Annotated in this window: 11 protein-coding genes; 6 read left to right on the top strand and 5 right to left on the bottom strand. The window is 53.7% G+C overall.

The window, feature by feature from the left end; all coding sequences use genetic code 11:
• Positions 1 to 129: 129 nt before the first annotated feature.
• From ACR0K4_RS21555 to ACR0K4_RS21540, 4 genes are all read right to left on the bottom strand, one after another.
• Positions 130 to 510 carry a hypothetical protein gene (locus ACR0K4_RS21555; protein WP_170337130.1) on the bottom strand — a complete coding sequence of 127 codons (381 nt, stop codon included), beginning with the start codon at positions 508 to 510 and terminating at the stop codon, positions 130 to 132.
• Positions 511 to 624: 114 nt separating this feature from the next.
• Positions 625 to 1,803, bottom strand: a complete 1,179-nt coding sequence (locus tag ACR0K4_RS21550; protein ID WP_170337128.1) for a carbohydrate porin — start codon at positions 1,801 to 1,803, stop codon at positions 625 to 627.
• Positions 1,800 to 2,564, bottom strand: coding sequence for a DUF3299 domain-containing protein (locus ACR0K4_RS21545; RefSeq protein ID WP_170337125.1), 765 nt, complete (start codon positions 2,562 to 2,564; stop codon positions 1,800 to 1,802). Before ACR0K4_RS21545 ends, ACR0K4_RS21550 begins: the two co-directional genes overlap by 4 nt.
• Before the next feature lie 26 nt (positions 2,565 to 2,590).
• Complete coding sequence (locus ACR0K4_RS21540) at positions 2,591 to 3,988, bottom strand: amidohydrolase family protein (RefSeq protein ID WP_170337131.1); 1,398 nt, start codon at positions 3,986 to 3,988, stop codon at positions 2,591 to 2,593.
• A 132-nt stretch (positions 3,989 to 4,120) separates the two neighbouring features.
• Between ACR0K4_RS21540 and ACR0K4_RS21535 the strand changes: the two genes are divergently transcribed.
• Positions 4,121 to 5,128: a helix-turn-helix domain-containing protein gene (locus ACR0K4_RS21535; protein WP_480855718.1), complete on the top strand. Its 1,008-nt coding sequence runs from the start codon at positions 4,121 to 4,123 to the stop codon at positions 5,126 to 5,128.
• 375 nt (positions 5,129 to 5,503) lie between these two features.
• On the opposite strand, the gene ACR0K4_RS21530 is transcribed toward ACR0K4_RS21535, so the two are convergent.
• The gene (locus tag ACR0K4_RS21530; RefSeq protein ID WP_480855717.1) at positions 5,504 to 5,758 is read right to left on the bottom strand and encodes a helix-turn-helix domain-containing protein; all 255 of its coding nucleotides are present in this window, start codon (positions 5,756 to 5,758) and stop codon (positions 5,504 to 5,506) included.
• A gap of 128 nt (positions 5,759 to 5,886) precedes the next feature.
• Between ACR0K4_RS21530 and ACR0K4_RS21525 the strand changes: the two genes are divergently transcribed.
• The 5 genes from ACR0K4_RS21525 to ACR0K4_RS21505 all read left to right on the top strand — a co-directional run bounded on the left by ACR0K4_RS21525 (position 5,887) and on the right by ACR0K4_RS21505 (position 11,928).
• Entirely contained in the window at positions 5,887 to 6,348 is a 462-nt protein-coding gene (locus ACR0K4_RS21525) for a hypothetical protein (RefSeq protein WP_480855715.1), read from the top strand.
• A 446-nt stretch (positions 6,349 to 6,794) separates the two neighbouring features.
• Positions 6,795 to 7,007, top strand: a complete 213-nt coding sequence (locus tag ACR0K4_RS21520) for a helix-turn-helix domain-containing protein (protein ID WP_170675563.1) — start codon at positions 6,795 to 6,797, stop codon at positions 7,005 to 7,007.
• 53 nt (positions 7,008 to 7,060) lie between these two features.
• Positions 7,061 to 8,854 carry a tyrosine-type recombinase/integrase gene (locus tag ACR0K4_RS21515; RefSeq protein WP_480855714.1) on the top strand — a complete coding sequence of 598 codons (1,794 nt, stop codon included), beginning with the start codon at positions 7,061 to 7,063 and terminating at the stop codon, positions 8,852 to 8,854.
• Positions 8,847 to 9,896 (top strand): tyrosine-type recombinase/integrase, encoded by a 1,050-nt coding sequence (locus ACR0K4_RS21510; protein WP_480855713.1) that lies wholly within the window; start codon positions 8,847 to 8,849, stop codon positions 9,894 to 9,896. The genes ACR0K4_RS21515 and ACR0K4_RS21510 overlap by 8 nt, the downstream gene beginning before the upstream one ends.
• 382 nt (positions 9,897 to 10,278) lie before the next feature.
• Positions 10,279 to 11,928, top strand: a complete 1,650-nt coding sequence (locus ACR0K4_RS21505) for a recombinase family protein (RefSeq protein ID WP_480855712.1) — start codon at positions 10,279 to 10,281, stop codon at positions 11,926 to 11,928.
• The last annotated feature ends 64 nt before the right edge of the window (positions 11,929 to 11,992 follow it).

Here is an 11,992-nt window from a genome sequence, read left to right as displayed (position 1 = left end):
AAGAAGGGCCTTTATCATCGTAGCGCCTCGGATCCGGGTTTTGAACTTGGGCCGGGGTTCACAAATGATCGCCCCGGCCAGCGTCAGGGCAAACGAGGTAGTTCTTGCCCTGAAACATCGTACTTTCGCCTAATTTAGAAGATCACCGACGATGCCGACGGCATCGACCACGGTAGACAGGTCATTCGTAACTTCGAGGACTTCGTCATCGACCAGAATGTAGCGGTTTCCTTTGCCCGGCTCCCCAAGCTTCCATTTGGAAAGGTCCCCAATATCCTCGAACTCCAGGTCAGATGGGAGCTTGGCACCGCGCGTGTAGCGCTTGATCTGTCCAGGTGGTACAGCTTTTGGGCCTTTGCCGGGTTTGTCTTCTATCTGAATGCTGACATCACCGTTCTTGCCCCCCTTGTTCGGCTTTTTACCCTTGTTGTCTTTGGCATGGGCATCGCTGCCTCCAAGGATGAAAAACACAACTGCTAAGGCTGCAAGAATTCCGTATGCAATCTTCATAGATTGTTCCTTTGCTTCCCAACTTCATTCGACCGGCGTTGAAAATTCCGGCACGCGCTTGATCTCTCTTAGTTGCCCTTTGGCACACCCCTTAGTGACTGCCTTCACCCCGCATTAGAAAACGATCCGGGTTCTTAGACCGAACAGGGTAATCCGGTCCTGATCGGGATTAAGAAGCGGGTCGGAAATGAATTGTACCGATGGCGTGATCTGCAGTCCGGGTGAGATTGAAAAGCGGTAGAAAGCTTCAAGCGTGAACTGATCGCCATCTATGCCTCTTGCTTCGGCCCAGTTTAGGCCCAGACCGGCCAAATCGGTGTTGCGACCATAGTAACCGAGACCGGCAGAAATCGACCGTTCATAAAGCGCTGCGGTTCCCTTCGAGGCCCCTGCACGGAAGAACGGCATCCATTTATTGTCAACAAACCATGCGGCGGAAAACGCTGCGCCGTAATCTTCTGCTCGACTGCCATCGTCAGCCGCATCCGCATGCCAGAGGGTCAGATGGATATTGTCGAAGTAGATGCGATCAAAGCCGGACGTGTACCCAAGTTCGAGCGACTTGAAGAGATTGCCGTCGCTAAACACATCAAAGTTTGGATCGGACGGGTCGGCGTTTGCGTCTGATACGCTGGCAACGGCGTAGAGGTTCTCGCTCAGCTTTACCCCACCGGCAATACCAAGGCCTTGGTTGGGCGTGTTGATTGTCGGGTTGGTATTGAAAGACAGGTTTTGAAAACCACTGTAGGGGCTTACCAACCCGTAGATATCCACAAAGTCCGTTACATCAATCTGGCCGACTTGCAGCGCCCACGACCCATTCTCAGCCCTTTGGGTCCAGAACAAATTGGTCAGAAGCAAACCGTTGTCATTGAAGGCTGTTCCCGTGATTGAAAGGGCTCCGCCATCCAGCCCGAGAAATTGCGGAGCAACGTCAGTATAACTGTGCCTGTCTTCGATCTTGAATGTCAGAGACCCCCGTTCAGTTGCCTGCCAACTGCCGTAGAACCGCGCAATTCCGCTGGCTGCTTCGCCGGTTCCCAGATCAGCATCCGTGGTTTGGCCCAATGCCAGGTAGTCAATGTTGAACCGAAAACCACCCTCAGCCAGTCGGTCTTTCCACTGAAACCAACCCGGTGCGATGTTGCGTGGAAAATCGGAACGATATTGCGGATCGGTGAGCCCGTCTCCGGGCGCAAGATCGGCTTCGACTGAAGATGGCCCGGATAGTCCCTGAGCCGACGCTGCGCCAGCAAATGCAATGCTCAATGCGGCAACCAGAAGTCTTATCATTTTGACGCCTGTGCCCCACCGGTCTTGCGATTTCCTGCCGCGCGGATGCGATCAGCAGCACGCTGCTTCCATTCCAACCTGTCTGCCTCGGTTTCCAGAGTTTCGACACGTTCCGCCTCTAGCTGGAAAGTCGCATTCATAGGCATGAGGCCATCCACAACCATCATATTATGAACGGAAGGATCGATAGTCAGCGTGCCTGTCAGCCGAACGGGTTCGTGGAAATAGCTAGGCGCCCAGTCCCCGTTCAACCGCACACGGATCATCTGGTTAGGCGGAGGTGGAGGCATGTGGCTGCACATCCCTCTTTCTGGCACCAAATACGCCACAGGCCGGCCGTCCGGATCGCTTGGAGCAGGAATGGCAAAGCCCGCGAGTGTGATTGTTCTGCCGTCGAATTGCGGGTTTCCGCTCGTTCCAGCCTTTCTTCGACGTTCAGTCACAACCTCGCGCTGATCGAGTAACCAGTCGACGTCAATTCCGTCTGACACCAAGGCGTCTTCGGTCTCTGCTAAAAGCAATTGCCATTTCTGCCGTTCTTCGGCGCTGCCAACCTCCTGCTGCAACCTGCCGCGTATACGCACAACGAAAAGAACATCGTCGAACTGTTCGGGGCTGAGTTCACGATAGGGGTCATCAAAGACCTGCGCAGACGGATCTGGCAGATCTGCCCAGTCCAACGCGGTTCCAGGCGTCGCCGCAGCATCATAACCGCACAAAACCAACCCTGCGAATACTGCGGAGCAAAACCAATTTCGCATGAATGCTCTCCGGCTGCTTTATCTGGTCAATCCAGTGTGTTTTTGTAGATCACACCGTCCTTCATGATCAGGCGGATTGTTTCCGGGCTGTCCGGCCTCGGGTCCGCACCGAACCACTGATCGCCTGTTCCAACGACAGAGAAGTCTTCGAGGGGGTTGCCGTCTATCAGCAGGATGTCGGCATAGGCGCCTTCTTCGATCACACCCAGTTTGCCTTCCGGATAGGGGTTCATGAAATCACCGCTAAGTGCCGCGATCTCGCCACCTACCGAAGTTAGGGTTACCATCGACGCATAGGGGCCGAAGAAATGGTTATTCAGATGTTTCTCGTAGGCGATCTGGATGTTGCACGCTTCGACCGAGCCGACGCAATCGGTTTGGAAACCGCGCGGCGCCGGGCATTCCTTCATACTTGGAATGTAGGCTTCGAAGGTCGCCGAGGCCGATTTGGCCTTCCTCAAACTGTTGGGGTTGTTTTTCACGGAAGGAACATCAAGTAGGCCTGGATCAAATGCTGTGATGTTCGTCGTGATGTACGCTCCTTTTTCTTTCATCAAAGCAGAAATCTCGCAGTCAAAGTGAAATCCGTGTTCAATGGTTCTGACCCCTGCATTCAGGGCATTGATGATCGCTTCTTTGCGGTAGGAATGTGCCATGACATAGGTGCCGTACTCGTTGGCAACCTGAACAGCGGCCTCGATCTCTTCTTTCGAACCGGCGAGCAACTGCCATGGATCGAATGCCGAAATCACCCCACCTGATTGCATGAACTTCAATTGCGTGGCACCCATGCGCAGGTTGTTGCGGCCATACATGTAAATTTCGTCAACACCGTTGACCTGTTGGGCCATATTCAGAGTCCCAAAGTTGGTCACCCCACCCGGCGGAGATGTGAAGGATGCGAAATCGGCGTGACCACCACGTGTTCCGAGAAATGCCCCGGAAGGATAAAAGCGGGGGCCGACGATCTGGCCGGCGTCAATTGCGCGCCGCAGCCCGCCGCCAGCGCCCCCGGCATCGCGAACGGTCGTGAAGCCCTGCATCAGGTACATTTCGGCCATCCGGGTCCCGTGGATGGCGAAATCCTCCCAGGTCGAGTTGGTTTCCATCTCGGCAATCGATGGCCCCATGAGCATCAGGTGCGCGTGATTCTCTATAAAGCCCGGTGTCAGAGTGCGCCCACCGCCGTCGATAACCGTCGCGCTCGGCGCATCAATGGCATCGGTTGAGACGGACTTGATCAGATTGCCCTCGACCAGAACACTGGCATTTTCAATGCGTTGCTCATTCACACCGTCGAAGACATGCACGTTGGTAAACAGCGTTTGGGGTTCTTCTTGATCCTGAGCCTGCGCGGTCGCCGAAAAAGAAAGAACTGCCGCGACAATTGCCGTCGAGCAAAGAGACATTCGTAAGCCGGACATAAGTACTCCCTTCATATTCATGTTTTGCCAACTATAGTCTGGAATTCATTGGCTCGGTTGCCCCTTTTGAATTAGGATGTACGAATGTGACTGCAAAAATGGCCACTTCTTAAAGCTAATCCAACAAGGGTTATGAGCTTGCCTTTCAACTCCACCTCCCGAGAGCATAGCGAGGGCTTTGTTCGCCTCTCTTTAGCCGCTCCCTTTCTGCAATATCTCACCGAACGTAAGATCAATCCGCAACCAGCATTGGATCAGGTCGGCTTGAAAGCTGAACTGATGACTAACCCATCCGTGTTCGTTCACTCCGAGTTGGTTTACGGCTTGGTAAATGCTTTCTCAGAAGTATCAGGGGATCGATACCTAGGACTGAATGTAGGGGAAGCGTTTGACCTACAAGGATGGCCGCCCTTCGCTCAAGCCTTGCAATCTACAAAAACGCTGTTCGAGTTTTTTACCCGCTTTGTTGAGCTCGTGCCGCAGGAGTCCAATTCTGTGCGGCACAGCCTTGTCATTGAAGCAGACAAAGCGACTTATCGTATCGGGAGGCAACAGGAACCAACCGTCCCACCCATTCAGGTGACCGGTTTTGGTGCCGCAATCTATGTACGCCTATTGCAGACCGTCGTCGGAGAGTCCTGGGACTCTTCCCGTGTGCGATGGGAAAGCAGATACATCAATGGGCTGCCTATCGACTACAAAGGGATCGAGGTTGGCCTTGGGACTGATCCCGGAATGCAAATTAGTTTTCCTGTGGAATGGTTGTTTTTGCACCACGTCTCTGAGGGTTCTGCCAAGCCCATAGCATCACTTCGACAAGATGAAGAAGTAACCGTGGTGGCAGCTTTGCGATCTGTCTTACGCGACAAACTGGATGAAACCGATTTGGGACCAGAGATGGTGGCTGGAATGCTGGGAATACAACCGGAACGGTTTCTGAAAGCGCTTCAAAAACAAGGCACAACGCTACCGCGCGAAATCAAACGGCTGCGTATCGATGTCGCCAAGGAGCACCTCAAACAAAACCAGATGACAATTGCAGAGATCGGACTGATGCTCGGCTATTCTGACAAGTCCCATTTCACTCGCTTTTTCCGAGGTCAGACCGGAATGACACCGACCAAGTTCCGAAGCAAGTAAATGTGGTCGAGCCAAATGAACGCTTCGAAGATTAGGTCCTCGTGGGATCAGTTCGGAGAAGTTGTAGTGCGACGTTGAACAGGTTAGTCGACGACATGAATGGTTGGTTGCCACCGCCGATACAACCTCTGCAACTGGCCGTTTCGTTGTGTATTTCGGAGTTAGCAAAGCTTGGTTGCGAAGGTCCGCTTCGGGCTGTTTGCGGTCCAATGCATATTCAGCGCCCAGGTTATGCAGCGATGACCGGTTAGGGCTCGGTCTGCCCAAGATCCTTTAAGGCGTGAAAGTCCGCTTTCAGGAATCGACCTTGAGTTTACAAAGGTCGCTATCTCCACAAACCGCATCTATGCGACATGTCGGTCCGCAGTTCTTTTGTCACCGCAAACTGACAGGAGTCATGTCAGAAACCGCCGAGATGATCGCCGGAAAGTCGGCATTCAGAGCCTTCAATATGACAATCGTTTCTACGATGTCTAACCGGCGTTCTGCCAATTCATACTTTCCAACATAAGATGGAGGCTTGCCCAGCAACTTCGCTAAACCAGCCTGTGATAGCCCAGCCTCGTGTCTGAGTCTGATGAGTTCGCTCAACAGGAACTGATAAGCCTCTGATCTTACGGCACCTGCCACTGCTCATGACCTTTAACGTGTGGACACAAGCAGCTACCCCTGTTATGGGATTAACCCCAAATTGGGGGTATTGTGCGGCGATCCCGCTGCAACTTCATGCTGAGCCAGAATGCGTAGGAGATCGACACATGCAGATTTCAGTTCAAAAACGGCAACCTCCCGTTGACCGTTCAGCTTTGTATGGTGATTACGCCGGAGATATTCTGAGCACCCCTTACGGTGAGGAACTGCTCCGTGATCGAGCGGCATATATGTTCATCACCGGCCACTTTCCTTCGCACCTGCGACCGAAGACAAATGGTTATCTTCGGCAGATCAGCCATATGTATCGCCGACCTACAAGCCTTGATGGTCGCTTCGGGCATCGCAAACTCAAAGATGATGCGATCCGTGCCCTCAGGCTCAATGAACATGACATGGTGAAAGCCGTTCGGGCAAAAATCCGAGAAGGTTACTTCATCCAAAAGAGCCGCGGATTGGGCACCCGGAATGGTTTCACAAAGGTATTCATGTTCGCGATAGAAGATGGCGTGGAAGTTGATCCGATCACGGTGACCTTACAGGGCGCGATTAAGCCGGGTTGGGATTGAACCGGTTGCTCAGCGTAACACGGCAGACTGGATTTGAATGTGTTACGAGAGTGTTAGCGCACGGTTCGAGATTTTCTATCAAAGCCCAACGCAGATAAACTGAGGCCACTGTCAACCACCAGCCGTAATAGCTGGGCCGCAATCATTGGGAGAAAACAGGACGGCTCTTCGTCCTGAGAGCACTCGATGGCAATGATCCTGACCTCTTTTGAGGTCAGTGTTTTGCTGTGTGGAGTGCGCTCCCCTGCCAAACAACACGATCATTGCCTCGTGCGGTTCCTTCAGAAGGACCACTGCTTTGACGTGTTCGTCTACCAATCCCAAGGGCAATCTGCCCGAAGTCGCCTTTCCCAAATCCCTAATCGATTTAGTGCACCTGCTGGCCCGTGACGCGGCGCAGTCGGATTTCGCATCACGTTGCAACGGTTGCAACGCGGAGGTGGATCATGGTTGATCTGCCGATTTCAGAGGATGCTGTCTATCTCAGCGTGCGCGATGTCGCCACGCTGTTTCGCATCAGCACCAAGACTGTTCGTCGCTGGATCAAATCCGGTGACCTGCCTGCCACCCGATTGGGTCGCGATTGGCGCGTTGCCCGCAGTGATCTGCACACCCTTGCCAAGCTACGCGGCAATCAGGCTGCGGCCCATGTGCTCTAAACCCCTCATATTCATCGACTTTTCCGGTGGTCGGGGAAACGGGGACGTAAACTTTGGATTTAAATTCACACCCTTGGCTTCCCGAATGTCCGCAAGAGGACCGCCATGGGCCTGCCTGTCCTCAATTGTCCCCTTTTGTCCTTATTTCAAAACCGAAGAGGTTTATCGTGACTCATCACCAAGATATCCACCCCCCAGCAACTTTGGCCGAAGTGTTAGAAGCGCTGAAGGCCAACCCAGACCCTGACAAGAAGCGTCAGCAGTCCATGCTATCCGCGATCTCACGCATTAGCACATACTTGAACCGACCACCCTCAGATATCCCAACCGACATACCGCAACTGCGCAAACTTCTGGCATCGTTGCATCCGGCAGCCTGTGGTGTGAAGCCTAAAACCCTCAGCACGACCATAAGCGATTTGGCCAGAGCGTTGCGGATGGTCGGCGTCTTGCAAGACGTAGAAGCTAAGTCTGACCCGACACAGGAGTGGGACACATTTCTTAAGGCCGTGCAGTCCAGCCATCAGGTTTGGGGCTTGATGCGTTTTGCACGCTATTGCAGTGCCCGGTCGATCCAACCGACAGAGGTCAACAGCGAAGTCGTTCAGGCATTTCAGACAGCCCTTGATGCTGTGTTGCTGAAGAATGAGCCGGTCAGGCATATTCAATCCATGATCGACACATGGAACCATGTGATTGGCAAACACGGTCTCGACCTTCCTCGCTTGGAGCGTTTGTCATCGGACCGCTATGTGGCCCGCCCGCTGACGGACTACCCGCAAAGCCTGCAAGCAGAGATCAACGCCTATATCGAACGCTTGGCGCAACGCGATATCTTCAGCGACGACGGACCGGACAAACCTCTGCGCGAGACTAGCCTGCGCAACACCGAAGCACATCTGCGTCAAGTGCTGGACACATTGGTCACTACGGGTCGCAACCCGGAAGACTTCACCAGCCTTTCAGTATTGGTCACGCCAGATTGTCTTAAAACTGCCTTTCTGGCGATGATGGATCGACAGGAGAGCAATTCTCCACCGTCCGGGTTGAGCAATATAGCCGCAACCTGTATCGCGATTGGAAGGCACCATCTGAACTTGCCGGAAGACGTTATCAAGGCACTCAAAGCCATCCACAAACGGGTCGCTACGACCCCGCGCGGTATGAGCAACAAAAACGCGGAACGCCTCGCGCAGTTCAACGAATGGGAGAACGTGGCCTTGTTGCTAAGTCTACCAGATACGCTGATGTTACGTGCGAATGACAATCCAACCCGGCGCGACAGCGCTTTGGCGGCGATGCACGCTGCGGCACTGACCATCCTCTTGAGTTGCCCCATGCGTGTCAAAAACCTCGCGGGGCTTGATCTGGACAAACATCTGATAAAGGCCCGCTCTGGCACGCATACTTTGTATTCCATTCGCATCGAAGGGATCGAGGTTAAGAACGGTGAGCCGATTGAAGTTAAAATGAACGCCTGCAGTTCTAGGCTCATACACCGCTACATCATGCAATTCCGTCCGCAGATTTCTCAGGTGGGAGGGCGCGCCCTATTCCCCCGCAGCAGCGACGGGAAGCCCCGAGCGTCCAGCAATTTTGGCGGCGAACTCACCCAGCGTGTCTTACGCGAGACTGGATTGAAGGTGCACCCGCATTTGTTCCGGCACATTGCTGCAAAGCTTTACCTCGAGAAGCGCCCTGGTGATTTCGAAACGGTACGACGCCTGCTCAAACATAAACGGCTCCAGACCACGATGGATTTCTACGCATCACTCAGCAACCAGTGGGCACATGACCACTACGACGAGGTGGTTCTTTCCAAATGGAAAGGCAAACCCGATGACTAAGACGATCCCTCTTGTTCTTCCTTACAAAGATTGGCCCCAGGCGGATAAAACCGCCTGGGAGGCCTTGTTCGCAACTGGTGACATCTTTGACGGTATGGGACCATGCGTTGATTGGTCTGACGGCAGCCGAAAAAAACGACGCCAGAGTTATGGTTACTGGCTGTCATGGGTGGCACGGCGTCAGCCAACGCTCTTGGAACACCGACCAACGGGCCGCATCACCAAAGATGCGGTGCTTGCTTTTTTGCAAGAGGCGGAGACACGCGTTGGCGCTGTCACACTCAAAAATCTGGTAAGTGACCTGTACGTCCTCGCGGTCGCCATGTACCCATCTGGTGATTGGGATTGGTTAAACCGTCTTTTTAACCGCTTAAACCATCTCGCGGATCGCAAGAATCTACCAAAACCAGTGCCAATCTCAGCGGATGAGATTTTGGGTAAAAGCCTAATATGCTTGGAAGATATCGAGAACGATCCTTCGCTCAGCGACTTGAAGCGTGCAATCCGGTTCCGCCAATCATTGATGATAGCCTTTCTCGTTTCGCGCCCAGTGCGTCGGCGTGCCTTGTTGGCGATGACAGCAGATCAGCATCTGCTCAAAACCAAAGAAGGATTCAAATTGGTTTTCTCGGCTGAGGACATGAAAGACAAGAAGGCCCGTTGGTCTCCTCTTCCTAAGGCCTTGGTCAATCCCATGTTGACCTATCTGGATAGGCATCGACCAATCCTGCTTGGGCCCAAGAAATCCAATGCGCTCTGGATCAATCAGTATGGCGATCCGATCACCCCGGATGGTCTCTCACGTGAGTTACCCAAAGTGACAAAACGTCTGCTGGGCGTTGAACTCCGACCGCACAAATTTCGGCACATCGCGGCCACCACGATTGCAGAGACAGACCCGGAACACGTGGGCATCATCCGGGACATCCTGGGGCATGCAACTCTGGATATGGCGGAGAAGCACTATAACCGCGCCTCCGGCCTATCCGCCTGTGATGCATACCAGAGTGTCGTCAATCAACTCAAAAAGTCTCAGCGTTGATATGGACCGGTTCTTTGATGAGGAGGCATGGTGGGCGTCGGAATGAACACAAGGATCAAATGATCCTTGGAGATCCATTGTTCGATTGTCAGAAAGAAAGAAACACCTAGGAAGACACTTCCATCGGGTCTCTCCGACGCCCAGACCCAGCCTGTCTTATTTGACACTTATCATCAATAGCTAAATCACTGATTTTGTTACATATGTAGCCTTCACAAAGTGCCCAGTCTCATTGCAACTGTTGCAACGGAAAATATGGCCACGAAGAGAACAGCGACGAACGACCATTGCAACGAGTTGCAATCGAAAGTGGAAGACATGGTCCAATCCATGCCTATAATGGGTTGGGCCAACCAGTTTCTCAGTCCGAAAGGCCCGACCTATGCGCGCCGCCATCTACGCCCGCTACTCCACCGATCTTCAAAGTGACGCCTCCATTGAGGACCAACATCGGCTGTGCCTGCGTCTGATTAACAGCAATGGCTGGCAGGAGGCAGAGACCTATTCTGACAGGGGACTGAGCGGAGCGTCACACCTGCGCCCCGGCTATCAGTGTCTTTTGGAAGATGCGCGATGCAATGTCTTCGATGTCGTCTTGGCCGAAGGTCTCGACCGCATCAGCCGCGATCAGGAACATATCGCGGCCTTCTTCAAACAAATGCGATTTCAGGGCATCCCGATTGTCACTGTGGCAGAGGGGGAGATTTCAGAACTTCACATCGGTCTCAAAGGCACCATGAGCAGCCTGTTCCTGAAAGACCTGGCTCAAAAGACCCATCGCGGGCTGGAGGGGCGCGTGCGCAAAGGCAAATCAGCCGGTGGTATCACCTACGGCTATGACGTTGTGCGGGACATGAGCGCAGACGAGTCCGTGACGACAGGGGAACGCAAAATCAACAATGTTCAGGCTGAGATTGTCCGACGCATCTTTCGTGACTACAGCCACGGGCTAAGCCCACGTGCCATCGCCGCAAACTTGAACAATGAGGGCATCCCAGGGCCACGCGGCACGTGGGGGGCATCAACCATCTACGGCAATCACCAACGCGGCACTGGCATCTTGAACAACGAACTTTATATCGGGCGGCTAGTCTGGAACCGGCAGCGTTTCGTCAAAGATCCAAACACCGGAAAGCGACAAGCCCGACCGAACCCACCCGAAGACTGGGTGATCGAAGACGTTCCTGATCTGCGGATCGTGTCCGATGACCTTTGGTACGCGGTGAAGGCGCGGCAGGAAAAAGCACGGAATGCCGCCATCAGCGACGGCATCAAGAAGCTGGGCCGCTCCAAGCGGGCACGGCATCTGTTTTCGGGTATGCTGACCTGTGGGTGTTGTGGCGGCGGCGTCATTCAAGTCGGCAAACACTATTACGGCTGCTCCACTCAACGGAACAAAGGCACCTGCGGCAACCGCCTCACTATCAAACGCGCGGACCTCGAAGATCGCGTTCTCTCCGGGCTCAAGGAACAGTTGTTGCACCCTAGTCTAATCGCGGAATTCACCAAAGCTTATCAAGAGGAATACAACCGTCTTGCCGGGTCCATTCAACAGGAACGGAGTAGCGCGACACGTGATCTGGCGCAGATCGAGCGCAAGATTGCACATCTCATAGACGCCATCAGCGATGGCATGTTTCACGCCAGCATGAAGGATAAGCTGACAGCGTTGGAGGTCCGCAAATCCGAACTCGAAGCCCTGATCGCCTCCGCCTCTGATGAACCACCGGTTTTGCTGCATCCCGGATTGTCCGATGTGTATCGGGAACAAGTCGCCAATTTGACCACGGCATTGCGCGATACCTCTTCGCAAGCTGAGGCAACATCCATCATTCGCGGGCTGTTGTCAGAGATTCGTTTGGTCCCGGAAGATGGAACTTATGCGATTGAATTGGTTGGGGAACTTGCGGGCTTGCTTGCGTTGGGTGTGTCCCAGAATGAACAAAGCCGCCCTGGGGCGGCTTGTTCGACACTTTGTTCGACCGCGCTGGTTGCGGGAGCAGGATTTGCACCTCTGACCTTCAGGTTATGAGCCTGACGAGGTTTGATCGTTAAGCAAACAGTCCGGTGGACTGTTTGTGGATCGAACGTGCTGT

This window comes from Ruegeria sp. K11, from assembly GCF_056531905.1.
The sequence above is the reverse complement of the archived record's forward strand: the minus strand, read 5'-3'. Positions and strand labels throughout refer to the sequence as shown.